The sequence below is a fragment of the Pseudomonas tohonis genome (assembly GCF_012767755.2).
GTDB lineage: Bacteria > Pseudomonadota > Gammaproteobacteria > Pseudomonadales > Pseudomonadaceae > Metapseudomonas > Metapseudomonas tohonis.
In genome coordinates this window covers 5532543-5559100 of the sequence record NZ_AP023189.1, presented here as the reverse complement: position 1 = coordinate 5559100, position 26558 = coordinate 5532543, and the positions used below count along the sequence as shown (strand labels likewise).

Annotated in this window: 26 protein-coding genes; 11 read left to right on the top strand and 15 right to left on the bottom strand. The window is 67.5% G+C overall.

The window, feature by feature from the left end:
• The first annotated feature begins 127 nt into the window (after positions 1–127).
• The 3 genes from HSX14_RS25550 to HSX14_RS25540 all read left to right on the top strand — a co-directional run bounded on the left by HSX14_RS25550 (position 128) and on the right by HSX14_RS25540 (position 6445).
• Positions 128–3874, top strand: coding sequence for a response regulator (locus HSX14_RS25550; protein ID WP_173172641.1), 3747 nt, complete (start codon positions 128–130; stop codon positions 3872–3874).
• Complete coding sequence (locus HSX14_RS25545) at positions 3855–5990, top strand: putative bifunctional diguanylate cyclase/phosphodiesterase (protein ID WP_173172643.1); 2136 nt, start codon at positions 3855–3857, stop codon at positions 5988–5990. Before HSX14_RS25550 ends, HSX14_RS25545 begins: the two co-directional genes overlap by 20 nt.
• A 143-nt stretch (positions 5991–6133) precedes the next feature.
• Positions 6134–6445 carry an EthD family reductase gene (locus tag HSX14_RS25540; protein WP_173172645.1) on the top strand — a complete coding sequence of 104 codons (312 nt, stop codon included), beginning with the start codon at positions 6134–6136 and terminating at the stop codon, positions 6443–6445.
• Positions 6446–6668: 223 nt separating this feature from the next.
• Here the strand turns inward: HSX14_RS25540 and HSX14_RS25535 are convergent, their stop codons facing one another.
• From HSX14_RS25535 to HSX14_RS25520, 4 genes are all read right to left on the bottom strand, one after another.
• Positions 6669–7577 (bottom strand): 1-acylglycerol-3-phosphate O-acyltransferase, YihG family, encoded by a 909-nt coding sequence (locus HSX14_RS25535; RefSeq protein ID WP_173172647.1) that lies wholly within the window; start codon positions 7575–7577, stop codon positions 6669–6671.
• A gap of 164 nt (positions 7578–7741) precedes the next feature.
• The gene (gene pta, locus HSX14_RS25530; protein WP_173172649.1) at positions 7742–9820 is read right to left on the bottom strand and encodes a phosphate acetyltransferase; all 2079 of its coding nucleotides are present in this window, start codon (positions 9818–9820) and stop codon (positions 7742–7744) included.
• Between the two features lie 9 nt (positions 9821–9829).
• Entirely contained in the window at positions 9830–11014 is a 1185-nt protein-coding gene (locus HSX14_RS25525) for an acetate kinase (RefSeq protein WP_173172651.1), read from the bottom strand.
• Positions 11014–11343: a DUF3565 domain-containing protein gene (locus HSX14_RS25520; RefSeq protein ID WP_173172653.1), complete on the bottom strand. Its 330-nt coding sequence runs from the start codon at positions 11341–11343 to the stop codon at positions 11014–11016. Before HSX14_RS25520 ends, HSX14_RS25525 begins: the two co-directional genes overlap by 1 nt.
• Here HSX14_RS25520 and HSX14_RS25515 point away from each other — a divergent pair.
• The 5 genes from HSX14_RS25515 (at position 11312) to HSX14_RS25495 (ending at position 15817) form a co-directional block, all read left to right on the top strand.
• Positions 11312–11797: an FKBP-type peptidyl-prolyl cis-trans isomerase gene (locus HSX14_RS25515; protein ID WP_111260020.1), complete on the top strand. Its 486-nt coding sequence runs from the start codon at positions 11312–11314 to the stop codon at positions 11795–11797. The two genes, HSX14_RS25520 and HSX14_RS25515, sit on opposite strands and share 32 nt — an antisense overlap.
• Before the next feature lie 137 nt (positions 11798–11934).
• The gene (locus HSX14_RS25510) at positions 11935–12417 is read left to right on the top strand and encodes a glutathione peroxidase (RefSeq protein WP_173172655.1); all 483 of its coding nucleotides are present in this window, start codon (positions 11935–11937) and stop codon (positions 12415–12417) included.
• Between the two features lie 494 nt (positions 12418–12911).
• Positions 12912–13502, top strand: a complete 591-nt coding sequence (locus HSX14_RS25505; RefSeq protein ID WP_173172657.1) for a TetR/AcrR family transcriptional regulator — start codon at positions 12912–12914, stop codon at positions 13500–13502.
• 59 nt (positions 13503–13561) lie between these two features.
• Positions 13562–14671 (top strand): NADH:flavin oxidoreductase, encoded by a 1110-nt coding sequence (locus HSX14_RS25500; protein WP_173172659.1) that lies wholly within the window; start codon positions 13562–13564, stop codon positions 14669–14671.
• A gap of 186 nt (positions 14672–14857) precedes the next feature.
• Positions 14858–15817 carry a DegV family protein gene (locus HSX14_RS25495; protein ID WP_173172661.1) on the top strand — a complete coding sequence of 320 codons (960 nt, stop codon included), beginning with the start codon at positions 14858–14860 and terminating at the stop codon, positions 15815–15817.
• Here HSX14_RS25495 and HSX14_RS25490 read toward each other — a convergent pair whose 3' ends face one another.
• Together HSX14_RS25490 and cysZ are read right to left on the bottom strand one after the other, a co-directional pair.
• Positions 15818–17032 carry a glycosyltransferase family 4 protein gene (locus HSX14_RS25490; protein ID WP_373874637.1) on the bottom strand — a complete coding sequence of 405 codons (1215 nt, stop codon included), beginning with the start codon at positions 17030–17032 and terminating at the stop codon, positions 15818–15820.
• A 68-nt stretch (positions 17033–17100) separates the two neighbouring features.
• A complete protein-coding gene (gene cysZ / locus HSX14_RS25485) occupies positions 17101–17850 on the bottom strand; it encodes a sulfate transporter CysZ (protein WP_173172665.1) in 750 nt (249 codons plus the stop codon).
• A gap of 276 nt (positions 17851–18126) precedes the next feature.
• On the opposite strand from cysZ, the gene trxB reads away from it, so the two are divergent.
• A complete protein-coding gene (trxB, locus tag HSX14_RS25480) occupies positions 18127–19083 on the top strand; it encodes a thioredoxin-disulfide reductase (RefSeq protein ID WP_173172667.1) in 957 nt (318 codons plus the stop codon).
• A 105-nt stretch (positions 19084–19188) separates the two neighbouring features.
• On the opposite strand, the gene HSX14_RS25475 is transcribed toward trxB, so the two are convergent.
• From HSX14_RS25475 to HSX14_RS25445, 7 genes are all read right to left on the bottom strand, one after another.
• Positions 19189–19791 (bottom strand): putative glycolipid-binding domain-containing protein, encoded by a 603-nt coding sequence (locus HSX14_RS25475; protein WP_173172669.1) that lies wholly within the window; start codon positions 19789–19791, stop codon positions 19189–19191.
• 171 nt (positions 19792–19962) lie between these two features.
• The gene (locus HSX14_RS25470) at positions 19963–20301 is read right to left on the bottom strand and encodes a HopJ type III effector protein (protein WP_173172672.1); all 339 of its coding nucleotides are present in this window, start codon (positions 20299–20301) and stop codon (positions 19963–19965) included.
• Positions 20298–20591, bottom strand: coding sequence for a DUF1244 domain-containing protein (locus HSX14_RS25465; RefSeq protein WP_111260030.1), 294 nt, complete (start codon positions 20589–20591; stop codon positions 20298–20300). The genes HSX14_RS25470 and HSX14_RS25465 overlap by 4 nt, the downstream gene beginning before the upstream one ends.
• A gap of 100 nt (positions 20592–20691) precedes the next feature.
• Complete coding sequence (folX, locus tag HSX14_RS25460) at positions 20692–21063, bottom strand: dihydroneopterin triphosphate 2'-epimerase (RefSeq protein WP_031286921.1); 372 nt, start codon at positions 21061–21063, stop codon at positions 20692–20694.
• A gap of 2 nt (positions 21064–21065) precedes the next feature.
• Positions 21066–21626, bottom strand: a complete 561-nt coding sequence (folE, locus tag HSX14_RS25455; protein WP_111260031.1) for a GTP cyclohydrolase I FolE — start codon at positions 21624–21626, stop codon at positions 21066–21068.
• 22 nt (positions 21627–21648) lie between these two features.
• Positions 21649–22359 (bottom strand): dihydromonapterin reductase, encoded by a 711-nt coding sequence (folM, locus tag HSX14_RS25450; RefSeq protein ID WP_043239913.1) that lies wholly within the window; start codon positions 22357–22359, stop codon positions 21649–21651.
• Between the two features lie 206 nt (positions 22360–22565).
• The gene (locus tag HSX14_RS25445; RefSeq protein WP_173172674.1) at positions 22566–23135 is read right to left on the bottom strand and encodes an antibiotic biosynthesis monooxygenase; all 570 of its coding nucleotides are present in this window, start codon (positions 23133–23135) and stop codon (positions 22566–22568) included.
• Between the two features lie 283 nt (positions 23136–23418).
• Between HSX14_RS25445 and HSX14_RS25440 the strand changes: the two genes are divergently transcribed.
• On the top strand, positions 23419–24369 hold the full coding sequence (locus HSX14_RS25440) for a MerR family transcriptional regulator (protein ID WP_173172676.1): 951 nt from the start codon (positions 23419–23421) through the stop codon (positions 24367–24369).
• 192 nt (positions 24370–24561) lie between these two features.
• Here the strand turns inward: HSX14_RS25440 and HSX14_RS25435 are convergent, their stop codons facing one another.
• Positions 24562–25005 (bottom strand): PAS sensor domain-containing protein, encoded by a 444-nt coding sequence (locus tag HSX14_RS25435; RefSeq protein ID WP_021217027.1) that lies wholly within the window; start codon positions 25003–25005, stop codon positions 24562–24564.
• A 102-nt stretch (positions 25006–25107) separates the two neighbouring features.
• On the opposite strand from HSX14_RS25435, the gene HSX14_RS25430 reads away from it, so the two are divergent.
• Positions 25108–25560, top strand: coding sequence for a flavodoxin (locus HSX14_RS25430; RefSeq protein WP_173172678.1), 453 nt, complete (start codon positions 25108–25110; stop codon positions 25558–25560).
• 22 nt (positions 25561–25582) lie between these two features.
• On the opposite strand, the gene HSX14_RS25425 is transcribed toward HSX14_RS25430, so the two are convergent.
• On the bottom strand, positions 25583–26473 hold the full coding sequence (locus HSX14_RS25425; protein WP_173172680.1) for a LysR family transcriptional regulator: 891 nt from the start codon (positions 26471–26473) through the stop codon (positions 25583–25585).
• Positions 26474–26558: the final 85 nt, after the last annotated feature.

Sequence of the window (26558 nt, the reverse complement as noted above, 5' to 3'; positions counted from 1 at the left end):
GCTGGCGCAAGGCCATGCTGCAGATTCCTGACTAGACTGCCGAAACAGGGCGCCTCACGCGCCCCGTTTGGCCGGTTGGAGGCTCAGGAAAAGCACGCCTCCGGAGAAGGAACGGACAGGAGCATGCATGGACGAGCGAACCGGCACCTCCGCGAGGAAACCCTGGCTGCCCCTGGCTGTGGCCCTGGCGTTGCTGGTGGGGCTCGGGGGCCTGGTGCTGTGGCAATGGCTGTCCCTGGAAAGCAGCCACCAGGCGGAGTACCAGCGGCGTTTCAGCCTGGAAAGCGAAGAGATCGCCGAGCGCCTCGCGACCCGCATGAGTGCCTACGAAATGGTGCTGCGGGGGATGTCCGGCCTGCTGGTGGGCAGCTCCGACGTCCAACCGGACGAGTGGGCCAAGGCGGCCGACCAGCTGCACCTCCAGGACCGCTACCCCGGCATCCAGGCCCTGGCCTGGAGTCGCTTCCTCAGGGGCGACGAGCTCAATGACTACGTCGGCTCCACCCAGGCCGATGGCCGCCGCGACTTCCGCGTGTTCCCGCCCGGGCCGCGCGATGAGTACCTGATCGTCGACTACACCAGCCCGCTGGACTGGCGCAACCGCCGCACCCTGGGCTTCGACATGCTCAGCGAGCCGGTGCGTGCCCAGGCCATCCAGTCGGCCCGGGAGAGTGGCGATGCGCGCCTCAGCGGCCCCGTGCGGCTGAAGCAGGAAACCGAACAGGACCAGCAGAGCGGCGTTCTGCTGTACATGCCCGTGTACCGCCCCGACGCGCCGGTCACCACGGTGGAGGAGCGGCGCGAGGCCTTCATCGGCGCGGTGGCCGGGGCCTTCCGCCTGCACGACCTGGTAGAAGGCATCCTCGGCAACCGGGGACGCCTGTACCGCGTCGGCCTCAGCGACGTCGAAGCCCAGGTCCCCCTGCTCGCGGCGGCCGACGACGGCGGCCCGCCGCCGCGTTTCGAGGAACGGCGCCAGCTCCAGCTGTTCGGCCGCACCTGGATGATGACCCTGAGCAGCACCCCCGAATACGAGGCGCTGCTGGTCGACGGTCGGCTCAGCTACAGCCTGTGGACTGGGCTCGCCGCCGTGGTGCTGCTGTCCCTGCTGGTGGGGGGCTATCTCTACCTGCGCGAGCGTGAGCTGAGCGCCAGCGACCAGGCTTCGGCACTCTTGCGCGAGCGGGAGGAGCGCTTGCGCGTCCTGGTCGAGCGCCTGCCGGTGGCGACCCTGCTGTGCGACGTGCAGGGGCGCATCGAAATGGCCAACCGCAGTGCCGGCGAACTGCTCGGCTGCGAGTCGGAGCTGCTGTCCGGGCAGCGCGTGCGCCGCTTCCTGCCGCGCCTGGAGACGCTCGACGATGAGCGCCTGCGGGGAGAGGGCGATGGCGATGGTGCCGCCGAGTTCGTCAGCCAGCGCGATGATGGCAGCCAGGGGCTGGTGGCCCTGAGCCTGACCTCGCTGCAGCAGCGCGACGGCACGCGCTACCTGATCAACCTGATGGACCTGCAGGCGCGGCGCACCGCCGAGGAGCGCTTCCGCCTGGTGGTGGAGGCGGCGCCCAACGCCATCATCCTGGTGGACCTGCGCGGCAGCATCGTCATGGTCAACCGCCAGGCCGAGCACATGTTCGGCTACAGCCGCCAGGAGCTGCTCGGCGCCACCGTCGAACGCCTGCTGCCCGAGGCCCTGCGCGAGGCCCACGTAGGGCTGCGCGAGGGTTTCCAGCGCAACCCCGAGCCGCGCCGCATGGGCAACAACCGCGAGCTGTTCGGCCAGCACCGCGATGGCCACATGATCCCCCTCGAGGTCGGCCTGTCGCCGATCCGCAGCGGCCGCGAGACCTGGGTGCAGGCGGTGGTCATCGACATCAGCGAGCGCAAGGCCGCCGAGCAGCGCCTGCGTGACCAGGCCGAGCAACTGATCCTGGCCAATCGCTACAAGTCCGAATTCCTCGCCAACATGTCCCACGAGCTGCGCACGCCGCTCAACAGCATCCTCATCCTCAGCGACCAGTTGCGCCAGAACAGCGCCGGCAACCTCACCGAAAAACAGTCCCGCCACGCCGATATCGTCCACCGCGCCGGCAGCGACCTGCTGCAACTGATCAACGACGTGCTCGACCTGGCCAAGGTCGAGGCCGGGCGGATGCAGCTCAAGCTGGAGCCGCTCAACGTCCAGGACATGCTGGTGGAGCTGGACGCCAGCCTGCGGCCGATGGCCGAGATCAAGGCCCTGCGCCTGATCACCCAGGTGGAGGCGGGCGTGCCGCGGGTCATCCACAGCGACCGGGTGCGCCTGCACCAGATCCTGCGCAACCTGCTGTCCAACGCCCTCAAGTTCACCGAGCAGGGCGAGGTCGAGCTCAGCATCGGCCTGGTCGACAGGACCGACGGCGATGGCCGCGAGATCATCCGCTTCACGGTGCGCGACACCGGCATCGGCATCCCGCCCGAACAGCACGAGCGCATCTTCCAGGCCTTCCAGCAGATCGACGGTTCCACCAGCCGGCGCTTCGGCGGCACCGGGCTGGGCCTGGCCATCACCCGCCAGCTGGTGCTCGCGCTCGACGGCGAGATCCGCATCGTCAGCCAGCCGGGGCAGGGCTCGAGCTTCATCGTCGAGCTGCCGGTGGCGGTCGCCATCGAGGAGGAGAAGGACGCCCCCGGCGAGCACGGGCCGGTGCGCGCCGGCGAGGGGCCGGCGGTGCTCATCGTCGAGGACGACGGCGGCTTCGCCAGCGTCATCGCCGAGGCCGCGCAGGGCCACGGCTACGCCACGGTGCTCTGCGGCAGCGGTCGGCAGGCCGTCGCCCTGCTGCAACAGGAGCGCTTCGCGGCGGTGATCCTCGACATCCTCCTGCCCGACGTCAGCGGCTGGCAGATCTTCCGCCGCCTGCGCAGCCAGCCTCTGCACCGCACCACGCCGGTGCACATCATCTCCTGCGTGCCGCAGCCGACCGATTGGTTGGACGATTCCACCCATTACCTGGTCAAACCCATCGGACGCGAGGACCTGGAGCGGGTCTTCGATGACCTGGAGGCCAGCGCGCCGCCGGAGCCACATCGCCTGCTGCTGGTGGAGGACGTCGCCATCGAACGTGATCACTACCGCGACCACCTGGAAGAGCTGGGCTTCTCCGTGACCGCCACCAGCAGCGCCGAGGGGGCGCGCCAGGCCTACGCGGACGGGAATTTCTCCGCGTTGGTGGTGGACCTGGACCTGCCCGACCAGGACGGTTTCGACCTGCTCGACAGCCTCGATCGACAGCGTCCGCTGGCTGACTCGCGAGTGGTGATCAACACTGGGGTGGACGTCACCTTGCAGAGCCTGCAGCGCCTGCGCCGCTATTCGGCGGTGGTGGTGCGCAAGTCGGGTGATGACCTCCGGGAGCTCGGTTCGGCGGTCCAGGGATTCCTCGGCAGCGTGCGTGCCCTGGCGGGCGAGGCGCCGGGCAGCGCGGGGCGTACTTCGCTGCATGGCCTGCGGGTGCTGCTGGTGGATGACGACGTACGCAATATCTATGCGCTCAGTGCGCTGCTGGACGAGGTCGGCCTCGAAGTCAGCGCCGCGCGGGATGGCCTGGAGGCCATCGAGTGTTACCAGCGTGAACCCTTCGACCTGATTCTGATGGATATGGCGATGCCCAACATGGACGGATACACCGCAACCCGCCTGCTCAAGGACGAGCACGGCTGCAACATCCCGATCATCGCGCTCACGGCCCATGCGATGAAGGGTGACCGGGAGAAATGCATTACCGCAGGTGCCGACGACTACCTGGCCAAGCCCGTGAGCCGCCAGGAACTGATCGACCTGCTCCATCGCTGGCTGGACGTATCCGGAGGCAGCAATGACGCAGCCACTGCCTAAGCTCAAGGGGCCCGAGAACATCCTCCTGGTGGTCGACGACCGCCACGAGAACCTGGCCGCCATGGAGGCGGTGCTGGAAGACTCCACCTGGGACGTGCGCACCGTCGATTCCGGCGAGGCGGCCCTGCAGGTGCTGCTGGAGGAGCAGGTGGGGCTGGTGCTGCTCGACGTGCAGATGCCCAAGATGGACGGCTTCGAGGTCGCCCGGTTGATGCGCGGCAGCCCGCACACGCGCTACACCCCGATCATCTTCATCTCCGCCATCGCCCATACCCAGGAAGCCGTGTTGCGCGGCTACGCCAGCGGCGCGGTGGACTTCATCCTCAAGCCCTTCGACCCGCAGGTGCTGCGGCACAAGGTGCAGTCCCTGCTGGAACACGAGCGCAACCGCCGTGACCTGCTGCAGCTGACCCAGCAGCTGGACAGCGCGCGCGCGTTCAACGCCTCGGTGCTGGAGAACGCCGCCGAGGGCATCCTCGTGGTCGGCGAGGACGGCATCGTCAACTTCGCCAACCCGGCCATGGCGCTGATGCTGCAGGGCTCGGTCACCGACCTGGAGGGCGGCAGCTTCCTCTCGCTGATCGCCAGTCCCGAGATCGTCGGCGACTGGCGCCTCTCCGAGTTCTATCGCCACTGGAAGCGCGGCGAGCCCTATCGCCTGCACGACGCGGTGCTCAACACCCTCAACGGCAGCACCCTGCCGGTGGCGCTGTCCTGCGCGCCGCTGCCAAGGGCGCAGCGCTCGATGGTGGTGATCAGCCTGGACATGTCCACCGTGCGCCAGCTGCACGCGCAGCTGGAATCCCAGGCCATCACCGATGCGCTCACCGGCCTGCTCAACCGCCGCGGTTTCCACCAGGCCCTGGACGCCGCACTGGCGCGCATCGAGCGCAGTGGCAAGCGCATGGCGGTGCTCTATCTCGACCTCGATGGCTTCAAGCGCATCAACGATTCGCTCGGCCACGATGCCGGCGACCAGGTGCTGCGGCGCGTCTCCGAGCAGCTCAAGACCTGCCTGCGCCCCTACGACATCCTCGCGCGCATGGGGGGCGACGAATTCACCGCGCTGATCGATTCTCTGGAGCACCCGGAGGACGCGGCGCGGGTGGCCGAGAAGCTGATCGAACTGGTCTCGGTGCGCTACCGCATCGACGGCATCGACATCACCCTCGGCGCCAGCGTCGGCATCGCCTGCTTCCCCGAGTGCGGGCAGACGGTGGACGGCCTGCTGCGCGCCGCGGACATCGCCATGTACGAGGCCAAGCGCGCCGGGCGCCAGCAGTACCGCTTCTTCTCCCCGGAGATGAATGGCCGCGCCCGGTCGCGGCTGATGCTGGAGGAAAGCCTGCGCAACGCCATCGAGCAGGATGATTTCGTGCTCGTCTACCAGCCACAGATCTACCTCGACAGCGGTCGCCTGCGCGGTTTCGAGGCGCTGCTGCGCTGGGAGCACCGGGTCGCCGGCACGGTCGCGCCGAACGTGTTCATCCCGCTGCTGGAGGAGACCCGGCTGATCAACCGCCTGGGCGACTGGATCCTCGAACAGGGGGTCAGCCAGTGCACCCAGTGGCGCGAGCGTTTCGGCGAGGACCTGGTGATCAGCATCAACTTCAGCCCGGTGCAGTTCGGCATGCCGACGCTGGTGGACGCCCTGCGTGAGGTGCTGGTGACGCACGGGCTGAAGCCGTCGCAGATCGAGGTGGAGGTCACCGAGAGCGCACTGATGCAGGACCTGGATAACACCCGCGAGCAGTTGCGCCAGCTGCGCGAGCTGGGCGTGCGCATCGCCATCGACGACTTCGGCACGGGCTACTCGTCGCTCGCCTACCTGCGCCACTTCGAGCTGGACACGCTGAAGATCGACCGGCTGTTCATCTCCAACATGCTGGAGTCGCCGCGCGACGCCGCCGTGGTCAGCACCATCATCGACCTGGGCAGCCACCTGGGCCTGGAGGTCATCGCCGAGGGGGTGGAGACCCTGGCCCAGCGCGATTGGCTGATCGACCATGGCTGCTCGATCATGCAGGGCTTTTTGGTTTCCCCCGGGCTGCCGGTGGCCAAGGCGGAGAACTTCCCGCTGCAGGTGGACTGGGCGAGCTTCAAGCCGCAGAGCTGAAGCCAAGGCGCGGCGCCCGGCGCGGGCGCCGCCCACATGCCCATCCGCGACTACGACCAAATGATGGCAAGCGCCCCTCATGGGGCGTCCTACACTTGCCCCACGGCGCGCCCGTGCAGCCGGCCAACCCAAGGAGTTTTCCCATGTATTGCCTGTTTGTGGCCTATCCGAACAACGAGGGCGGCACCTTCGATTTCGATTACTACCTCAAGACGCACATCCCCATGGTGAGCGAGATGCTGGGGGACAACCTGGTCAGGGTCGAAGTGCGCAAGGGGCTCGCTTCCGGCGATGGCTCGGCCGCGCCCTTCCTGTGCCTGGCCAACATCTGGATCAAGTCCATCGACAGCCTGCAGGCGACACTGCGCAAGAACGGCCAGGCGATCAACGAGGACATCCCGCGCTACACCAACATCGCCCCGCTGCTGCAGGTGGACGAGGTGCTGTCGGGCTGAGACAGGCCCCGTAGGTGGGTGCCGAGCGCAGCGAGGCCCAGCGGAGCCGGGCTCGGTCTGCCGCGCGGGGCTTTTAGTGGGTCCCCGCGTGCGCGGGGATGACGGTGTTGCGGGATGCTCCGCATGGCCTGCCACTCCCGCGAACGCGGAGACCATCGAACAGACGTATCCACGACGAGAAAGCCCGCCGATAGGCGGGCTTTTCGCGTTCCGGGGCGATGCCTCAGCGGCTCGGCGGGAACTGCCGGTGCAGCTGCTCCAGCTCGGCGTCCTTGGTTTCCCACAGCTGGTTGACCCAGAGCTGGAAGGTCTTGCGGTAGTTCTCGTCCTGGTCGTAGCTGCGGCCGATGAATTCCTGGGGAATCGGCATCGCCTGGATGCGCACGATCACCTCGGGGATTTCGCCGGCCATCAGCGTCCAGAAGCTCGGGTTGCCTTCCGGGTAGTGGATGGTGACGTTGAGCAGCGCCTGCATCTGCTCGCCCATGGCGTCGAGGACGAAGGCGATGCCGCCCGCCTTGGGCTTGAGCAGGTACTTGAAGGGCGAGGCCTGTTCGCGGTGCTTGCCCTCGGTGAAGCGCGTGCCTTCGAGGAAGTTGAAGATGCCCACCGGGTTGTCACGGAACTTGTCGCAGGTGCGGCGGGTGGTTTCCAGGTCCTTGCCCTTCTTCTCCGGGTGCTTGGCCAGGTAGGCCTTGGAGTAGCGCTTCATGAAGGGGAATTCCAGCGCCCACCAGCACAGGCCGATCACCGGGACCCAGATCAGTTCCTGCTTGAGGAAGAACTTCAGCGGGCGGATGCGGCGGTTGAGCACGTACTGCAACACCAGGATGTCCACCCAGCTCTGGTGGTTGCTGGTGACCAGGTAGGAGTGCTGGTAGTCGAGGCCGTCGAGGCCTTCCACCTTCCAGCGGGTATCGCGCACCAGGTTCATCCAGCCCTTGTTGCAGGTCACCCAGGCTTCGTGGATGAAGTTCACCACCCAGTTCAGCGCCAGGCGCGCCGGGCGGAACGGCAGGATCAGCTTGAGCAGGGTGACGGCGAACAGCGGCCAGCACCAGAACAGGGTGTTGAGCGCCAGCAGCAGGGAGGCGAGTACGCCGCGAACGAAGGCGGGAAGAAAGCTCAGCATGAAGGTCGGGACCTCGTTTCCGGGCGGTCTGTGCCGCCCTGTTGAGGGGATGCCGCGCACGCGGCGGGGCCAGTGGTGGCACAGGTTAACGCCTGTTCACTGAACTGCAAGCGGCAAGGGTGACCGCCCGGTCGGGCAGCGCGGCCACCCGCCGGGCGCGGTGCTCAGCTTCGGGTCGCCGCCTGGATGGCGGTGAGGGCGATGGTGTAGACGATGTCGTCCACCAGGGCGCCACGGGAGAGGTCGTTCACCGGTTTGCGCAGGCCCTGCAGCATCGGCCCGACGCTGATCACCTGGGCGCTGCGCTGCACCGCCTTGTAGGTGGTGTTGCCGGTGTTCAGGTCGGGGAACACGAAGACCGTGGCGTGGCCGGCCACCGGGCTGTTGGGCGCCTTCTGCCGGCCGACGCTGTCGATGGCGGCGGCGTCGTACTGCAGCGGGCCGTCGATCAGCAGGTCGGGGCGCGCGGCACGGGCCAGGCGGGTCGCCTCGCGGACCTTCTCCACTTCCTCGCCGCTGCCGGAGTCGCCAGTGGAGTAGCTGATCATCGCCACCTTGGGCTCGATGCCGAAGGCAGCGGCGGAGTCGGCGCTCTGCAGGGCGATCTCGGCCAGCTCGGCGGCGCTCGGGTCGGGGTTCACCGCGCAGTCGCCGTAGACCACCACCTGCTCCGGTAGGAGCATGAAGAACACCGAGGACACCAGCTTGTAGCCGGGCGCGGTCTTGATCAGCTGCAGGGCCGGGCGGATGGTGTTGGCGGTGGTGTGCACGGCGCCGGAGACCAGGCCGTCGACTTCGTCCAGGGCCAGCATCATGGTGCCCAGCACCACGCTGTCCTCCAGCTGTGCGGCGGCCATGGGTGCGTTGAGGCCCTTGCCCTGGCGCAGCTCGACCATGGGCTCGACGTAGCGCGGGCGGATCAGGTCGGGATCGAGGATCTCCAGCCCCTCGGGCAGGACGATGCCCTGGGCGACGGCGACCGCCTGCACGTCCTCGGGCTTGGCCAGCAGCACGCAGCGGGCAATGCCCCGCGCCTGGCAGATGGCGGCGGCCTGCACGGTGCGGGGTTCGGCGCCCTCGGGCAGGACGATGCGCTTGTCGGCCAGCTGCGCGCGCTTGACCAGCTGGTGGCGGAAGGCCGGGGGCGAGAGGCGCAGCTCGCGCGGGGTGCCGCAGCGGTCGCGCAGCCAGTCCTGGTCGAGGAAGCGGGCGACGAAGGCGGTGACCTTCTCGGCGCGCTCGCGGTCGTCCACCGGGATTTCCTTGTTCATGCGGTTGAGGTTGGTGGCCGTGTCGTAGGAGCCGGTGGCCACGGCGAGTACCGGGAGGCCGCCCTGCAGGGCGCCACGGCACAGCTCCATGATGCGCGGGTCCGGCGGGAAGTCGCTGCACAGCAGCAGGCCGGCCAGCGGCACGCCGTTCATGGCGGCGAGGCTGGCGGCGAGGATGATGTCGTCGCGATCGCCCGGGGTCACCACCAGCACGCCGGGCTTGAGCAGCGGCACGGTGTTGGGTACGGCGCGGGCGCAGAGGACGATGGTCTGCACGCGGCGCTGGTCGTAGTCGCCGGCGTTGATCACCCGGGCGCCGAGCAGGTCGGCCACGTCGCGGGTGCGCGCGGCGTTCAGTTCGTCTTCCCAGGGGATGCAGCCGAGCAGGCGGAAGTCGTCGCTGCGCAGGAGCGAGGAGTTCTCGCGGATCTGCTGGGCGAAGTCGGCCTCGCGCACCTTGTTGAGGATCACCCCGAGCACCTTCGGATCACGCGGCCCGCCGAACAGCTGGGCCTGGATCTCGATGCGGTCGGAGAGCTCGGTGAGGGTCTCGTTCTCCGGCGCCGAGACCAGGATCACCTCGGCGTCGAGGCTCTTGGCCAGGTGGAAGTTGACCCGTGCGGCGTAGCTGGCGTGGCGGGTGGGCACCATGCCCTCGACTATCACCACGTCCTTGCCCTCGGCGGCCTGCTGGTAGCGGCTGACGATCTCTTCCAGCAGCTCGTCGAGCTGGCCGTCGCCGAGCATGCGCTCGACCTGGGACAGCTCCAGCGCCTTGGGCGGGGTGAGGCCGTGGGTCCGGGCGATCAGTTCGCTGGAGCGCTCGGGGCCGCGATCGCCCGGGTGGGGCTGGGCGATGGGTTTGTAGAAGCCGACCTTGAGGCCGGCCAGTTCCAGGGCACGCACCAGGCCCAGGCTGATGGAGGTGAGGCCGACGCCGAAACCGGTGGGGGCGATGAAGAATGTATGCATGGAGCCGCCTTAGTTGAGCAGGGCGAGGGTGTCGAGGGCGATCTGCCGCTCCTCGTTGGTCGGGACCACGAGGATGCGCGTATGACCGTACTTGTGGATCGGGCCGGCGATGCCGCGGATGCAGCGGGCGTTGGCTTCCTTGTCGATGGCCAGGTCGAAGAGCTTCAGGTGCGTCACCGTCTTGCTGCGGATCAGCGGCGAATTCTCGCCGATGCCGCCGGTGAAGATCAGGCCGTCCAGCTGGGGAAGGGCGCAGCTCATGGCCGCGAGGCTCTTGGCCAGGCGGTAGCAGAACACCTCGATGGCCAGGGTGGCGCCGGGGTGGCCCTGCTCGCGGGCCTGTTCCAGGGCGCGCATGTCGTTGGAGAGCCCGGACAGCCCCTTCAGGCCGCTCTCGCTGTTGAGCACGCGGGTGATCTCTTCGAGGCTCCAGCCCAGGGTGCTGGCCAGGTGGCCGTGCAGGTTGGGGTCGATGTCGCCGCTGCGCGTGCCCATCACCAGGCCTTCGAGGGGCGTCAGGCCCATGCTGGTGTCGCGGCTCTGGCCGTCGACGATGGCGCAGGTGGAGCAGCCATTGCCCAGGTGTGCACTGAGCCAGCTGCTGTCGCCGATGGACAGCCCGGCGATCTCCGCCGCGCGGTGGCTGACGTAGCGGTGGCTGGTGCCGTGGAACCCGTAGCGGCGCACGCCGTGGTCGCGGTAGAGGTGTTCCGGCACAGCGTAGCGGTAGGCGTGCTCGGGCAGGCTCTGGTGGAAGGACGTGTCGAACACCGCCACCTGGGGCAATTGCGGGTAGACGCTCATGGCCGCCTCGATGCCCTGCAGCGCCGCCGGGTTGTGCAACGGGGCGAGGGGAGCGATGGCGCGGATCGCGGCGATCACCTCGCTATCCAGGCGCTGCGCCGAGGTGAAGCGCTCGCCGCCGTGCACCACGCGGTGGCCGATGCCGTGCAGCTTGCCGCCGGTGGCCGCCTGCACCAGGGGGAGCAACTGCGAGAGGGCGACGCGGTAGTCGCCGTTGGGGATCATCAGGCTGTCCTTGTCGCCGCCGCGCTGCCAGCGCAGTTCGGCGTCGCGGCTGCCCAGGCGCTCGGCGATGCCGAACAGGGGGAATTGCGAATGGGCCTCGCTGACCAGGGCGAACTTGATCGACGAGCTGCCACAGTTGATCACCAGAATGTTGCGTGAGGGCATCATTGCTCCTTGGTAGTTTCGGGGTCCGTGCCACGGGCGCACCAGCCACAGGAAAAGGGCTGCCCGCGCCGTGCTTCGCGCTGTGCCAGGTCCAGCACCCAGGCGCGCGATTGCCAGGGCGGCTGGTGGCGCAGGTGCTGGGTGTGGCCGCAGGACAAGACTGCCACCCAGTGGCCTTCGTCATCCTGGCGGAAGTCAAGCAAGCGTACGATCCGTCCGTCAGCCTTCGGGTCGCAATCGGCCGACTTGGCAGTTAGACTTGCACGTTCTTCAATCTTCTCCAAAAGGTCTCGCACCATGCTGATTGCCGCCAACAAGGCTGTCTCCATCGACTATACGCTCACCAACGACGCCGGTGAGGTCATCGACAGCTCCGCTGGCGGCGCTCCGCTGGTGTACCTGCACGGTTCCGGCAACATCATCGTCGGCCTGGAAAAGGCCCTGGAAGGCAAGCAGGCCGGTGATGCGATCAAGGTCGCCATCGAGCCCGAGGAAGCCTACGGCGAATACAGCGCCGAGCTGGTCGCCACCCTGAGCCGCGCCATGTTCGAAGGCGTCGATCAACTGGAAGTCGGCATGCAGTTCCATGCGTCCGGCCCGGACGGCGGCATGCAGATCGTCACCATCCGCGACATCGACGGCGACGACGTGACCGTCGACGGCAACCACCCGCTGGCCGGCCAGCGCCTGAACTTCGACGTGAAAGTGGTCAACGTGCGTGAAGCCAACGCCGAAGAGATCGCCCACGGCCATATCCATGGCGAAGGCGGTCACCACCACTGATCGGCGAGCGGCCAGGCGACTTGCGGCAACGCTCTGTCGCCATTGGGCTGCTAAGCTCTGATCAACCGAAAAGGCGCCTACGGGCGCCTTTTTTGTCCCGCTGCGTTGTTCCCCTTGCGACGATCCAGGAGTTTGTCATGAGTGCATTCCACGACCTCAACCTGCGTGCCCTCGACGGTCAGGAGCTGCCTCTGGCGCCCTACAAGGGGCAAGTGGTTCTGGTGGTCAACGTAGCCTCCAAGTGCGGGCTGACACCGCAATACGCCGGGCTGGAAAAGCTCTACCAGCAATACCGCGACAAGGGCTTCACCGTGCTTGGCCTGCCCTGCAACCAGTTCGCCGGCCAGGAGCCGGGCAGCGAGGACGAGATCCGCGAGTTCTGCAGCCTCAACTACGGCGTCAGCTTCCCGCTGGGCAGCAAGCTGGAGGTCAACGGGCCGGGGCGTCATCCGCTGTATCGCCTGCTGGCGGGAGAGGGCGCCGAGTTCCCCGGCGACATCACCTGGAACTTCGAGAAGTTCCTCGTCGGGCAGGACGGCCGCGTGCTGGCACGCTTCTCCCCGCGTACCGCCCCGGATGATCCCGCGCTGGTGCTGGCCATCGAGAAGGCGCTGGGTTGAGTCGTTCCCCCTGCTCGACGGTGGGACCTGTGTAGGGCGGATGGCGCTCTTCTCATCCACCATTTCCCGGTCTCCGAGCCAGGGCTGCAACGCTCTTCGTAGGGTGGGCTTCAGCCCACCGCTCTTCTGGCCCAGTGCGTAGGTCGGGTGCAACCCGACAACTCCTTGCCCACTTCTTCGCGGGTTTTACCCGCCCTACGGCCAATCCACGGCGCATCCCCCAACTCCGCCTTGTGGAAGTAAAAAGCGACTTCCACCCTACACATCGGTCATGTCCGTGACGGCTGGGGGCCTTTGTAGGGGCGACTTCAGTCGCCAAGCGGTGCGCAGCGCCGTCGCCCTTGTGGGAGCGAATTCGTTCGCGATCGGCCCGCACCTGATTACCTCAACGACAGGGCATTACCCTCGGGTAAGCCGCGCCTGCTTTCTGACCCAAAATCACCCTGATCAATAGTGCTGTGCCGAGCGAGACGACCGGTCATATGCTCGCCGCCATGAACAGCATCCGACTCGACAAGCGTGACCTGATCCTGGCCAAGGGCACCGGCGTGATGACCCGCTCGGGCTACCACGGCACCGGTGTGCAGGAGATCGTCCAGGCGGCGGGGATTCCCAAGGGGTCCTTCTACCACTACTTCGCCAGCAAGGAGGATTTCGCCTTGCAGGCGCTGGACTACCTCTACGCGCCGCGACTGGAGCGCTATGCCCAGGCGCTCTCCGACCCGGCGAAAAGCCCATGCCAGCGGGTGCTCGACTACTACGGTGAACTGGTCAGCCACTTCACCCGCCACGAGAAGCTGGAATACCACTGCTTCATCGGCAGCCTGAGCTTCGAGATGGCCGAACTGTCGCCGGCCATCGGTGCCCAGGTGGACGCCATCCTGCAGCGCTCGGCGGACATCCTCCAGGCCTGCCTGGAAGAGGCCCAGCGTGCCGGCGAGCTCCCGGCCGACGAAGACTGCGCCAACCTCGCCGGCTTCATCGCCAACGCCTGGCAGGGCGTGCTCACCCGCCTCAAGGTCGGTGCCGGCGCCCGGCCGCTGCTGGATTTCATGACCCGCCTGCAGCGCCTGCTGCGGGTGTGACGCCCTAAAAAGCCCATAAACGAGACGACCGGTCACTTGGCCGGAATCAGGAGACCCCGATGACCGCATCCGTAGACGCCCTGTTCGCCCCCTTCCGCCTCGGCGCCCTGGAGCTGCCGACCCGCGTGGTGATGGCGCCCATGACCCGCTCCTTCTCCCCGGGCGGCGTGCCCACCGAGCAGGTGGTCGAGTACTACCGCCGCCGTGCCGCGGCCGGCGTCGGCCTGATCGTCACCGAAGGCACCACCATCGGCCACCAGGCCGCCAACGGTTACCCCCACGTCCCGCGCTTCTACGGCGAGGACGCCCTGGCCGGCTGGAAGCAGGTGGTCGATGCTGTGCACGCCGAAGGCGGCAAGATCGTCCCGCAGCTGTGGCACGTGGGTAACGTCCGTCGCCTGGGCACCGAGCCGGACGCCAGCGTCCCCGGCTACGGCCCCAGCGAGAAGCTCAAGGACGGCCAGGTGGTGGTCCACGGCATGACCCAGCAGGACATCGACGAGGTCGTCGCCGCCTACGCCCAGGCTGCGCGTGACGCCAAGGCCATCGGCATGGATGGCGTGGAACTGCACGGCGCCCACGGCTACCTGATCGACCAGTTCTTCTGGGAAGGCACCAACCAGCGCACCGACGGCTACGGCGGCAGCCTGGCCAACCGCTCGCGCTTCGCCATCGAGGTGATCAAGGCCGTGCGCGAGGCCGTAGGCCCGGACTACCCGATCATCTTCCGCTTCTCCCAGTGGAAGCAGCAGGACTACACCGCCCGCCTGGTGCAGACCGCCGAGGAGCTGGGCGCCTTCCTCAAGCCGCTGTCCGATGCCGGCGTGGACATCTTCCATTGCTCCACCCGCCGCTTCTGGGAGCCGGAGTTCGACGGCTCCGACCTCAACCTGGCCGGCTGGACCCGCAAGCTCACCGGCAAGCCCACCATCACCGTCGGCAGCGTCGGTCTGGATGGCGAGTTCCTGCAGTTCATGGTCAAGACCGACAAGGTCGCCCAGCCGGCCAACATCGAAGGCCTGCTGGAGCGCCTGAACAAGGAGGAGTTCGACCTGGTGGCCGTGGGCCGCGCCCTGCTGGTGGACCCGGACTGGGCGACCAAGGTCCGCGAAGGCCGCATGCAGGACATCCTGCCGTTCAGCCGCGACGCCCTGACCAGCCTGGTCTGAGCATGACCCCCGGTGCGCCGGCCTGGCCGGCGCACCCATTTCCAGCCCCGTCTCGTGCGGGGCTTTTTTATGCCTCGCGATATCCCGTCGAACCCTCAATCGGTTGGGCTGACTTGGCCGGGTGGAAGGCGCATGGTCGCGAACATCACAACAAGCGCCGGTTCACCGGCCGAAGGAGTAGTCGTCATGCGCACTGGACTGGTAGTGGATGCCACTTGTGACCTGCCTCAGGAATTCCTCGCCGCCCACGGCATCCGTGTGCTGCCGATCCGTATCCACCTGGGGCGGGACGCCCTGGTGGACCGTCGCGTGCCGGAAGCCACGCGGCAGTTCTATGCCGAGCAGCTGGCCAGCGTCGCCCCCGAGGACCACAGCGATGCGCTGTCGGTGGCGGAGATGCAGCAGTGGTTCCTCGAAGAGCTGGTGACCGCCTACGACCACGTCATCTGCCTGACCATCTCCAGCCTGCGCAGCTCGATCTTCGAGCACGCCACCCAGGCCTCCTTCGGCCTGCTCCAGCATTACCGTGAGCGCCGTGCCGAGGCCGGCCTCAACAGCCCCTTCGCCATGCGCGTGGTGGATGGCCGCAGCATGTTCGCCGGCAGTGCCGTGCTCGCAGCCGAGGCGGCCCGGCTGCTCGCCGGTGGCGCCCACCCGAGCGCCGTGCGTGCGCGCCTGGAGCAGTTGTCGGAAAGCGTCTGCACCTTCCTCATCGCCGACGACCTCGGCCACCTGCGCCGGCGCGGCTTCCAGAAGGGTGAGCGCGGCGGCCTGCTCGACCGCATGCGCGGCGCGGCCTTGGGGCTGGGCTCGCTGCTGGACGTGAAACCGGTGATCAGCGTGCAGCAGGGCGAGGACAAGCCCGTTTCGCTGGCGCCGAGCTTCGAACGCGCGGCAGAGAAGCTGCTGGCCCACGCCACCGCCCAGGTACTGGCCGGCGAGCTGCTGGCGCCGCAGCTGTGCCTGAGTTATGCGGGTGACCTGTCGGTGGTGCGCGACCTGCCGGGGTTCGCCCAGCTGGAGGCGACCTGCGCCCAGCGCGAGGTGAACCTGCAGGTGGCGATGCTCAGCCCCACCGGGGCCATCAACCTGGGCAAGGGCGCCCTGAGCCTGGCCTTCGCCGCGCCGCCCCGTCCCTTCGGCTGATCAGCGCTGCAGGCGGTCTAGCCCCGGTGCCGTCTGGGGCTCGGGCGGCGCCTTGTGGACGTTGTGCAGGTGCTGCTCGAACTGCTGGATGATCGCTTCCCAGCCCTGGCGGCCCGCATGCTGGCGCGCGTTCAGGCGCACCCGGCGCAGGGTCTCGCTGTCTTCCAGCAGCCAGCAGGCGGCATCGCTGAAGGTCACCGGTACATCCGGCATCGCCAGTGCGCCGTTGTGCCCGTGGCGGATGTGCTGCGCCGCCGCGGCCTGGTCGAAGGCCACCACGCCGAGCCCGGAGGCGAGGGCTTCGAGCACCACGTTGCCGAAGGTCTCGGAGAGGCTGGGGAACAGGAACAGGTCGCTGGAGGCGTAGTGTCTGGCCAGCTCCTCGCCCCGCTGCAGGCCACGGAACAGGGCGTCCGGCAGCTCCGCCTGGAGTTGCGCACGCTGCGGCCCGTCGCCCACCAGGATCAGCTTCATGGTCTTCTGTGGATAAGCCTGCTGCAGGGCGCGGAAGGTCGGGCCGAGCAGCTTGAGGTTCTTCTCCGGCGCCAGGCGGCCCACGTGCAGCACGGCGATGTCGTCCGGCCCCAGGCCCCAGGATTCACGCAATGCGGCGCAGCGCCGGGCCGGGTTGAACAGCTGGCCGTCGACGCCGCGCGAGAGCAGCGCCAGGCGCTCGAAGCCGCGACGCCGCAGTTCCTCGCTCTGGCTGGCGCTGGGCACCAGGGTGAGTTGCGAGGCGTTGTGGAACCAGCGCAGGTAGTTGGTCATCAGGCGGGTCAGCAGGCCGACGCCGTAGTGCCCGGTGTACTGCTGGAAATTGGTGTGGAAGCCGCTGATCGCCGGGATGCCCAGGCGCCGCGCGGCGCGCAGGGCGGAGAGGCCGAGCGGGCCCTCGGTGGCGATGTAGAGCACGTCCGGGCGTTTGCGCTTCCAGCGCGCGAGCAGTTTGTGCAGGCTCGACTGGCCCCATTGCAGGCCGGGGTAGCCGGGCAGTGGCCAGCCGCGCACCAGCAGCAGCTCGTCGCTGCTCTTGACCCCCTGGTCGCAAGCCTGGCGCGGGCGCACCAGTTGCAGGCGGTGGCCACGGGCACGCAAGCCGTCGCACAGGCGCGCCAGGGTATTGGCGACGCCGTTGATCTCCGGCAGGAAGGTTTCGCTGATCAGCGAGATGTTCAGGGGCAGCAGGCTCATGGATGCAGTGTCGATCAGCGCCATGTAGCCAGTGTGAAATTTGTATGACGGCTGGGTGACAGCCCCGGCGCGAGCGGCCGGGGCGGGGTGGTTCAGGCCTGCGGCAGGGCCTTCTCGCCGCCTTCACGGACCCAGAACAGGGTGGCCCCGGCGACGGCGGCGGGCATCATCACGATGTTGACGAAGGGGATCAGCAGCGCCAGGTACACCGAGCCGCCGAAGCCCAGGCTCTGCCAGCGCTTCTCGCGCAGCCAGGCAAGCATCTCGTTCCAGCCGAGCTTGTGGTTGTCCGCCGGGTAGTCGATGTACTGCACGGCCATCATCCACACGCCGAAGAGGAACCACAGCGGCGTCGCCACCAGGTTCACCCCGGGGATGAAGCTGAGGATCAGCAGGCCGATGGCCCGAGGCAGGAAGTAGCCCAGCTTGCGCAGCTCGCGTCCCACGGTGCGCGGCACCATGGCGGTGAGCTCGGCCCAGCTGAAGGGGGGGAAGTCGTCCTGGCCGCGCACCACCACTTCCACCTTCTCGGCCAGGAAGCCGTTGAAGGGCGCGGCGATGATGTTGGCGATCATGGTGAAGCTGAAGAACACCAGCAGCAGTACCAGGATCACGAACAGCGGCCAGATCAGGTATTCGAGGAAGCTCGCCCAGCTCGGCAGGCTGGGCATGAAGGCATCCACCCAGCCGCTGAACTGCTGCATGGCGAAGCCGATCAGGGCGATGAACAGCACCAGGTTGAGCGTCAGCGGCAGCAGCACGAACAGGCGCAGGCCGGGGCTGAGGATGAGTTTCAGGCCTTCGCCGAGGTATTGCGGGCCGGACAGGGCGGGGGCGGGCATCGAGGACTCCAGAGGGTGGACATGGCGCGACCTTACCGGCTTTGCGTGACCGGTAAAAGCGGCTGCGTCGCGCTTCCCATCCAGCGATAGGACCGCCCTATGGTCGGGATAAGGAATGCATATTTCCGTGCCCGGGTGGCGCCCGATAGCCTTGCCAGCAATTTCGGGGCCCGGGCGCTCATCCCGCCGGCCCCGGCGGTTCGCGAGGTCGCTGCACTTCCAAAGCCTTCCCCAAGTGCCCGCAGTGACCTCCTTTTATTTCACGAGGTGTCAGTCATGTCCGCCACGCGCCATTCACGGGTCATCATCCTCGGCTCCGGCCCCGCCGGTTACAGCGCGGCCGTCTATGCCGCGCGTGCCAACCTCAAGCCGCTGCTGATCACCGGCATGCAGGCCGGCGGCCAGCTGACCACTACCACCGAAGTCGACAACTGGCCCGGCGACCCCCACGGCCTCACCGGCCCGGCGCTGATGCAGCGCATGCAGGCGCACGCCGAGCGCTTCGAGACCGAGATCGTCTTCGACCACATCAATGCCGTGGACCTCGCCGGCAAGCCCTTCACCCTGCGCGGTGACAGCGGCACCTACACCTGTGACGCGCTGATCATCGCCACCGGCGCCAGCGCCCGTTACCTGGGGCTGTCGTCGGAGGAGCGCTTCATGGGCAAGGGTGTGTCCGCCTGTGCCACCTGCGACGGCTTCTTCTACCGCAACCGCGAAGTGGCGGTGGTGGGCGGTGGCAATACCGCCGTGGAGGAGGCGCTGTACCTGGCCAACATCGCCAGCCGGGTGACCCTGGTGCATCGCCGCGAGACCTTCCGTGCCGAGAAGATCCTCCAGGACAAGCTCAAGGCACGCATCGCCGAAGGCCGCATCGTGCTCAAGCTCAACGCCCAGGTGGAGGAGGTGCTGGGCGACGACATGGGCGTCACCGGCGTGCGCCTGCGCAACAACGACGGCAGTGCCGACGAACTCAAGGTGGACGGCCTGTTCGTCGCCATCGGCCATACGCCCAACACCTCGCTGTTCGACGGGCAACTGGCCCTGCGCGACGGCTACCTGGTGGTCAACGGCGGCCGCGACGGCAATGCCACCGCCACCAACATCCCCGGCGTGTTCGCGGCGGGCGACGTGGCCGATCACGTGTATCGCCAGGCCATCACCTCGGCGGGTGCCGGGTGCATGGCGGCGCTGGATGTGGAGCGGTATCTCGACGAGGTCCGAGGAGTGTGACTGTCCAGGTGTCGGGCCTCGCTGCGCTCGGCGCCAACCTAGGGTGCACGTCATCCTCGTGAACAAAAAGCCCCGCTTCGGCGGGGCTTTTTCATGGCGCGGGATTCACACCAGGGTACTGATGGGCAATTCGTCCAGGCTCAGGGTGCGGGCGCTGATGCGCAGGAACTGGTCGCTGGCCTTGAGCACCAGGCCGTTGGGGTCGAGGGCAAGTTCAGTGCTGTGCCGGCCCTGGGGTTCGCAACGGTAGAGGGTCTGTTCCGCTTGCCGGCGCAGGCATTGATAGCGCTGGCTGCGAGCCTGCACGGCGAGGCTGGGCAGGTCGATGAAGGCGATCTGCACCTCCTCGCTCTGGCCGCATTCGAGGGCGCTGCGCTGCAGGATCGGCGTATGGGTGAAGGGGCTGGCGGAGAGCATCACCTGCTGGCAGGCGTCGAGGTCACCGCGCGGCTGGCCGTCCAGGCGCCACTGGCCACGGATGTCGCGCTGCAGGCGCAGGCTGGCCTGGCCATGGTTGTCGACCTTTATCCACAGGCTGCGGAAGCGCCAGCAGGGGTCGTAGTCGAGCACGTAGGTGGCGGCGAAGCTCTGTCCGCCGGCACTGAGCATGAGGTGGCTGCTGGCGTGGATACCGGCGCTGTCGACATGCAGGCGCAGGTTCTCGATGCCGGGGTTGGTCCAGGGTTTCCAAACGAGGGTCTGTTGCATCCATGCGACTCCGAAACTGCACGGGAAGGGGAACGCACAACGGGCGTATATGCGTAGGACACCGTCCCTGGTGTTCCCGTTACGTCGCGCAGGATACGTTGTTCCCTTTGTGACGTATGTCAGCTTTCTCTGACAGATGAGCAGCAGCCCGGAGCGCTGCCCGGCACCGCCTCAGGCCTTGCGCTTGAGCGGTTCGCCGTCGAAGCGGACACCGGCCAGTCCGGTTTCCATGAGGGCGCGGATGTTGCCGTGGTCGCTGCCTTGCGGCGTGGCCAGGACGGCGCGGTAGTGCTCGCCGAAGGCCAGCAGCGCCTCTTCCAGGCCGAGGCCTTCGAGCAGGGCCAGGCCGAGGGTCTTGCAGGAGCCCTCGTTCTGCCCGGCGGCGTTCTCCACCTTGCCGTTGGCGAAGGCGGTGGGTTGGTAGTCGTAGCCGGCGGCGATGAACGCCAGGGTGTCGGCGAAGGCGTGCTGGCCGCTGCGCAGGCGGGCGCGGAAATCGATCAGGGTCATTCTTTGTTCGCTTTGTTGAAGGCCGCTTGCTGCTCGGCGCTGGCTTCTTTCTGGTACTTGGCCTTCCAGTCTGCATAGGGCATGCCGTAGACCTCTTCGCGGGCCTGGTCGGGGGTGACTTCGACGCCGAGGTCGTCGGCGGCGGCCTTGTACCACTTGGACAGGCAGTTGCGGCAGAAGCCGGCGAGGTTCATCAGGTCGATGTTCTGCACGTCCGGGCGGCTGCGCAGGTGCTGGACCAGTTGGCGGAAGGCGGCGGCTTCGAGTTCGAGGCGTTCTTGCTCGTTCATCGCAGTACTCCTGGGCTCGGGTGGCGGGTGCGCCGGGATGATAAGAGTGGCTCGCGGCTGCGGCAATGCCCGGCGAGCGGCCGGGCATCAAGGGGTTGCCTCAGCGGTGGCCGGCGAGGGTGATGGACACCGACTCGGCGAAACGCAGGGCGTGGGGCTTGTCCACTTCCACTTCGGCGTAGCGCACGCTGGGGTTGGCCATGACCAGGTCGAGGATCTCCTGGGTCAGGCGCTCCAGCAGGGCGAAGCGGTTCTCCTCGACGTGGCGGATGATCGCCTTGGTGATGGTGCGGTAGTTGAGCGCGTGCTCGATGTCGTTGCCTTCCACGGCCTCCACGGCGGGGTAGAGGATGGTCAGGTTGATCAGCACGTCCTGCTTGTTGAGGATCTCTTCTTCCTTGATCCCGATGAAGGTGCGCAGGCGCAGGTCCTTGACGCGGATTCGCGCCATTCCGGGCTCCAGTCGCGGCATTGTTACTTGCTCCGTCCAATCAGTTGCAGGAATTCGTGACGGGTCGTCGAGCTCTCGCGGAAGGCGCCGAGCATCACCGAGGTGAGCATCTGCGAATTCTGCTTCTCCACGCCACGCATCATCATGCACATGTGCTGGGCCTCGATGACCACGGCCACTCCGGCCGCGCCGGTCACGCTTCGGATCGCTTCGGCGATCTGCCGGGTCAGGTTCTCCTGGATCTGCAGCCGGCGCGCGAACATGTCGACGATGCGCGCCACCTTGGACAGCCCCAGCACCTTGCCGGTGGGAATGTACGCCACATGGGCCTTGCCGATGAAGGGCAGCAGGTGGTGCTCGCAGAGGGAATAGAGCTCGATGTCCCGCACGATGACCATCTCGTCGTTGTCGGACGCGAACAGCGCGCCGTTGACGATCTCGTCGAGCGATTGTTCGTAGCCGTGGCACAGGTAGCGCATGGCCTTGGCGGCGCGCTTGGGGGTGTCCAGCAGGCCTTCGCGCTGCGGGTCTTCGCCCAGGCCGAGAAGGATTTCCCGGTAATGGTGGGGCAGTTGTTCGCTCATCGATGGTTTCCTCGCGGCCGCCTCACTTGAGGTGACGGCCACCGTTCAGTGTCAGGGTGGTGCCGGTGACGTAGGGGTTGTCCAGCAGGTAGCGCAGGCCCTGGTAGACCACCTCGGCGCCCGGCTCGATGCCCAGCGCGGATTTGGCCAGGGTCTTCTCGCGGTACGCCGCGTCGTCGTTGTCGTTGAACATCACCAGCGCCGGCGCGATGCCGTTGACCTTGATGGCCGGGGCGTAGCGGGCGGCGAAGGAGAGGGTGAGGTTGTCCAGCCCGGCCTTGCTGGCGCAGTAGGCGATGCGCTTCTCGCTGCCCTTGCGCGCCACGTCGTCGCTGATGTGGACGATGTCGGCCGGACCACCGTGGCGCAGCAGCGCCTCGGCGTGCAGGTTGATCAGGTAGGGCGCCAGCATGTGCACGCTGAACATCCGTTGGAAGGCCTCGGCTTCGTGGCCGGGGGCTTCGGTGAGCCAGTCGGAGGCGTTGTGCACGATGGCCCGCAGGTGCGGTGTGGCGGCCTTGAGACGTTCGATGAAGGCGAGGATCCCGGCTTCGTCCGAGAAGTCCGCCGCGATCACGCAGGCCCCGCGCTCACGCAGTCGGTGCACGCCATCGCGCTCGGTGCGGTAGCTGATGATCACCGGCTGGCCGTCGTCCAGCAGGCGCTCGGCGCAATGCAGGCCCACGCGCTGGCTGGCGCCGGTGATCAGGATGGGAGCGGCCGAAGGGCTCATGGGGGCCTCGAGGCAGGACGATGCCCGGGGGAGGGCGGAATGCTGAAAACTTATACCAGATGCCCGTATTTGTACAATTGTTGGCGCCCCAAAAATACGAATTCCGACTGCTATTTCAGTCAAGGCCTTGATTTATGTGGGGTTATAGAGAAGGTGGGCGCGTTTCGTGGTTGTACAGGTGTTGTGCCTGTACAACCTTTGTGACGTTATCGCGAGGGAGCGGTGGCGCCCGGGCGGCGGGTGCGGGGGGCGGGTGCGTTGAGCCAGAGGGCCAGCAGGCGGGTGGACAGCGGGATGAACCAGTAGGTCATCAGCGGCGTCAGCGCCAGGGTGCTGAGGAAGATGCGCAGGACCAGCGGCAGGTCGGCCAGCCAGGGACCGAAGCACAGGTTGAAACCCAGCGACACCGGGAAGAACGCCAGCCAGATGGCCACGCTCTGCTTCCAGCGTGGCGGGCGGCGATCGGCACTGCCGAACCAGGCGTCCAGGCCCAGGGCGCGGTGTTCATGGGGCTGCTCGAAGAGGCCGGCGCCGCGCTCCAGCCAGGCGCGGCGCGAAGCGGAGTGCTCCCAGGCCGACAGGGTCGACTCGTCCGCAAAGCGGAAGATCATCTGGAATTCGTCGTCTTCAGGAGGCGGCGCGAGCACGCCGGAGCCGAGGTAGCCGGGGAAGTCGGCAGCCAGTTGCTCGCCTTCGCGCAGCCAGGCCATGAAATCGGAATAGCGCTCGCGGGAAACGCGGCGCGCCACCATGAGGGTGACGGGGTCGGCAGACATCGTGTATCTCCACTGAACGGGCACCCGGCCGGGTAGGCGGGGCGCGAAACGCAGCCCGGGGTGATGGGCTGCGTATTCGAAGAGGCAAGGATTATTCCGGATTCGCCAAAAATCTCCAGGGGTACGTCTCCTCGCGGGTTGCAGGCGGACAGCCGGTCGCTGGCGCCGCGTCGGCTGGCGCACATCGCACCAGGCTGGTGCGCCCGCCCGTCAGACATGCATTCGAGCGTAAGGCCCGTGCTGGGTTAAACTCAGCCGCATCGTCCATCCACCGCAGCCGATCATGATCGAACCCGCCGCCGCCCCTCAGGCCGATATCGCCATGCAGCAGGAAGAACTGTTCCCCATCCGCGAGGTTTCCCGCCTCACTGGCGTCAACCCGGTCACCCTGCGTGCGTGGGAGCGACGCTATGGCCTGATCAAGCCGACCCGCACCGACAGCGGCCATCGCCTCTATTCCTTCGCCGACATCGAGGCGGTGCGCAACATCCTCGCCTGGATGGACCGCGGCGTCGCGGTGAGCAAGGTGGGCACCATCCTGGCCCGCAGCGCCCAGGCCAAGGCACCGGCGGTGCCGGCCTACCAGGGCGTGGCGAGCGCCGAGTGGGTCGAACTCCAGGCGCAGCTGCGCCGGGTCCTGGCGAGCTTCGACGAAGCGGGCGTGGAGCGTCTCTACGGCCAGGTGTTCTCCACCTACCCGGTCCCGGTGGCGTTCCAGGATGTCCTCATGCCGGTGTGGCGCGACCTATTGCTGCGCCAGGATGAATACGGCGCGGCCAGCGAATGGGCCTTCCTCGACGCCTTCCTGCGCGCGCGGGTGCTGCAGCGCCTGCAGCTGGCGCGCAATCTCGCCGATGACCGTGTGCTGCTGGCGCCCATTCCCGGCGAATGCCGCGAACTGGAGCTGCTGGTGGCCGGCCTGTTGATGGGCAGCGATGAGGTGGCGGTCAGCGTCCTGGGGCTCGAGCAACCCCTCCAGGAGCTGGCGCTGGTCTGCGAGAAGATGCGGCCCCAGGCGCTGGTGCTCTTCTCCAACCACCCGCCGCAGGACGATGCGGCCAGCCGCCTGTCACGTCTGGCCCTGACCCTCGATTGCCCCCTGGCCCTGGCCGGTGAGGCGGCGTACCTCCTGGGGGACAGCCTCGATGGCTCGCCCGTCGCCTGCCTGGGCAGCGACGGCCGCTCGATGCAGCGGCGCCTGGCGCAGTTCCTCGCGGGGCACCTGGACACCTGATTCGACGCGGTCTAAAAATTTTCGATGCGATTCCTGTACAAATCTATTTTATGTACAAGAATTGGTGGTGAGCCTTCCAACTGCGCAACCGGCCGCCAACGCGTCCCCCTCCTTGTTCCTCTTCGGCCGCCGGTCTTTTATTCCCACAAGACGCCCCGCCTCGCGCGGGGCGTCTCGTTCCGGCTCGGCAGCTCAGCCCTTGGCCGCCAGCTCCGCCTTCAAGGCCGCCACTTCCGCCTCCAGCTCGCGGACACGCTGCCGTGCCTCGATCTCGGGCGTGACGTTCTTCTGGATGCCGATGAAATAGGTCAACTGGTCACCCTCGTTGAACACGGGGGTGATCGACAGCTCGTTCCAGAAGGGGCTGCCGTCCTTGCGGTAGTTGCGCACGATCTGCCGGCACGGTTCGCCCTTGCGAATCGCCTGGCGGATGGCGGCGAGGGCGACCTGGTCGCGGTCCTCTCCCTGCAGGAAACGGCAGTCCTGATAGAGGATGTCGTCGCGGGCGTAGCCGGTGAGTTGCTCGAAGGCGCGGTTGGCGTAGATGAGGATGTTGTCCTCGCCCTCCTGCTCGGCGACGACAATGCCGTCGTTGGACGCATCGATCACCAGTTGCAGCAGCTTGGCGTTGATCATGTAGTGGCTCTCGGTTCGGTGGCTCCGAGATTCTAAGACATCGGCCCAGGCTTTCCACTTGCGGCATAATGCGCGCCGTTTGCCAACGTTTCAGGAGTTGTCATGAAAGTCGCCATTCTCTCCGGGTCGGTCTATGGCACCGCCGAAGAAGTTGCCCGCCATGCCGAGCGCCTGCTCAAGGCCGCCGGTTTCGAGGCCTGGCACAAGGCCCACATGGGGCTCGACGAGCTCAAGGCCTTCGCCCCGGACGCCTTCCTCACCGTGACCTCGACCACCGGCATGGGCGAACTGCCGGACAACCTGCTGCCGCTCTACCACAGCATCCGTGACCAGCTCCCCGACTGGCGTGGCCGCCCCGGCGCCGTGCTGGCCCTGGGCGACTCCAGCTACGACCTGTTCTGCGGGGGTGGCGAGCAGGTGCGCGAGCTCTACGCCGAGCTGGGCATCCGTGAAGTCGTGGAGATGCTGCGCGTGGACTCCAGCGAGACCGTGACCCCCGAAGTCGACGCCGAGCCTTGGATCGCCGGGCTCATCCAGGCCCTGCGCGGCGCCTGATCCTTCCGCGGCCACGGCTCGGTCAGGGCCTGGCCAGCGGTCCCTTCTCACGCAACAACGCCAGCCAGGCCTGCGCCGCCTTCGACAGGTAGCCGCCGCGTCGCCAGACGAAGGCGATGTCCCAGCGCAGGTCCGGTTCGCGCAGGGGCAGCCGGATGATCCCCGGCCGTTCCAGCTGGCGGGCGACGATGCGCGGCAGCAGCACCACCCCCTGTCCGGCCGCCACCAGCGCGGCGAGGAAATCCGCCTGGCCGCTGCGCCCGGCCTCGCGCGGGGTGAAGCCGGCCTGCTTGCAGGCCTGCAGCAGGCGGTCGTTGAGGGTGAAGCTCTGCTGGTAGAGCAGGAAGGCCGAGTCGGCGAGCTGCGCCAGGGCCAGGCTTTGCTGGTCGTGCAGCGGGTGGTCGGCCGGCAGCAGCACGTCCAGCGGCTCGTTGCAGAACGGCTGGTGGTCGAACGCCGGATCGGTGGGCGTGAGGCTGCCGCTGAGTTCCAGATCGCCCTGCAGGATGGCCTGCTCCAGCAGCTTGCTGCCGCCCTCGGCGAGGTGCACGTTGATGTTCGGGTAGCGCCGCCGGTATTCGCTGAACAGCTCGGCGAACAGCACCTCGCCCCCCAGCAGCGGCAGGCCCAGGCGCAACTCGCCGCGTTTCAGCTGGCTGAGGTCGTGCAGCTCGCTCTGCAGGTCCTGGCGCAGGCGCAGCATCTCCTCGGCGCGGCGCAGCACCAGCGCGCCGGCCTCGGTGAGGCGCAGGTGCGGGCCGTTGCGTTCGAGCAGTTGCACGTCGAGACGCTGTTCCAACTGCGCGACCTGCTTGCTGATGGTCGACTGGGTGGCATGCAGGGCACGCCCGGCCTGGGTGAAGCCGCCCTGGCGGACGACCTCGACGAAGCTGCGGAGCTGGTTGAATTCCATTGAAGTATTCCAGTTTCGAATGGCTGCAAGTCGAACAATTCGCTTTTGGGATGATAGGCGCCGCCCTAAGCTGGTGACCAGTCCC

Bases quoted from the DNA above. Each gene is read 5' to 3' on its own strand.
- HSX14_RS25550 (WP_173172641.1), top strand. From the start codon at position 128: ATGGACGAGCGAACCGGCACCTCCGCGAGGAAACCCTGGCTGCCCCTG.
- HSX14_RS25545 (WP_173172643.1), top strand. From the start codon at position 3,855: ATGACGCAGCCACTGCCTAAGCTCAAGGGGCCCGAGAACATCCTCCTG.
- HSX14_RS25540 (WP_173172645.1), top strand. From the start codon at position 6,134: ATGTATTGCCTGTTTGTGGCCTATCCGAACAACGAGGGCGGCACCTTC.
- HSX14_RS25535 (WP_173172647.1), bottom strand. From the start codon at position 7,577: ATGCTGAGCTTTCTTCCCGCCTTCGTTCGCGGCGTACTCGCCTCCCTG.
- pta (WP_173172649.1), bottom strand. From the start codon at position 9,820: ATGCATACATTCTTCATCGCCCCCACCGGTTTCGGCGTCGGCCTCACC.
- HSX14_RS25525 (WP_173172651.1), bottom strand. From the start codon at position 11,014: ATGCCCTCACGCAACATTCTGGTGATCAACTGTGGCAGCTCGTCGATC.
- HSX14_RS25515 (WP_111260020.1), top strand. From the start codon at position 11,312: ATGCTGATTGCCGCCAACAAGGCTGTCTCCATCGACTATACGCTCACC.
- HSX14_RS25520 (WP_173172653.1), bottom strand. From the start codon at position 11,343: ATGGAGACAGCCTTGTTGGCGGCAATCAGCATGGTGCGAGACCTTTTG.
- HSX14_RS25510 (WP_173172655.1), top strand. From the start codon at position 11,935: ATGAGTGCATTCCACGACCTCAACCTGCGTGCCCTCGACGGTCAGGAG.
- HSX14_RS25505 (WP_173172657.1), top strand. From the start codon at position 12,912: ATGAACAGCATCCGACTCGACAAGCGTGACCTGATCCTGGCCAAGGGC.
- HSX14_RS25500 (WP_173172659.1), top strand. From the start codon at position 13,562: ATGACCGCATCCGTAGACGCCCTGTTCGCCCCCTTCCGCCTCGGCGCC.
- HSX14_RS25495 (WP_173172661.1), top strand. From the start codon at position 14,858: ATGCGCACTGGACTGGTAGTGGATGCCACTTGTGACCTGCCTCAGGAA.
- HSX14_RS25490 (WP_373874637.1), bottom strand. From the start codon at position 17,032: ATGGCGCTGATCGACACTGCATCCATGAGCCTGCTGCCCCTGAACATC.
- cysZ (WP_173172665.1), bottom strand. From the start codon at position 17,850: ATGCCCGCCCCCGCCCTGTCCGGCCCGCAATACCTCGGCGAAGGCCTG.
- trxB (WP_173172667.1), top strand. From the start codon at position 18,127: ATGTCCGCCACGCGCCATTCACGGGTCATCATCCTCGGCTCCGGCCCC.
- HSX14_RS25475 (WP_173172669.1), bottom strand. From the start codon at position 19,791: ATGCAACAGACCCTCGTTTGGAAACCCTGGACCAACCCCGGCATCGAG.
- HSX14_RS25470 (WP_173172672.1), bottom strand. From the start codon at position 20,301: ATGACCCTGATCGATTTCCGCGCCCGCCTGCGCAGCGGCCAGCACGCC.
- HSX14_RS25465 (WP_111260030.1), bottom strand. From the start codon at position 20,591: ATGAACGAGCAAGAACGCCTCGAACTCGAAGCCGCCGCCTTCCGCCAA.
- folX (WP_031286921.1), bottom strand. From the start codon at position 21,063: ATGCCGCGACTGGAGCCCGGAATGGCGCGAATCCGCGTCAAGGACCTG.
- folE (WP_111260031.1), bottom strand. From the start codon at position 21,626: ATGAGCGAACAACTGCCCCACCATTACCGGGAAATCCTTCTCGGCCTG.
- folM (WP_043239913.1), bottom strand. From the start codon at position 22,359: ATGAGCCCTTCGGCCGCTCCCATCCTGATCACCGGCGCCAGCCAGCGC.
- HSX14_RS25445 (WP_173172674.1), bottom strand. From the start codon at position 23,135: ATGTCTGCCGACCCCGTCACCCTCATGGTGGCGCGCCGCGTTTCCCGC.
- HSX14_RS25440 (WP_173172676.1), top strand. From the start codon at position 23,419: ATGATCGAACCCGCCGCCGCCCCTCAGGCCGATATCGCCATGCAGCAG.
- HSX14_RS25435 (WP_021217027.1), bottom strand. From the start codon at position 25,005: ATGATCAACGCCAAGCTGCTGCAACTGGTGATCGATGCGTCCAACGAC.
- HSX14_RS25430 (WP_173172678.1), top strand. From the start codon at position 25,108: ATGAAAGTCGCCATTCTCTCCGGGTCGGTCTATGGCACCGCCGAAGAA.
- HSX14_RS25425 (WP_173172680.1), bottom strand. From the start codon at position 26,473: ATGGAATTCAACCAGCTCCGCAGCTTCGTCGAGGTCGTCCGCCAGGGC.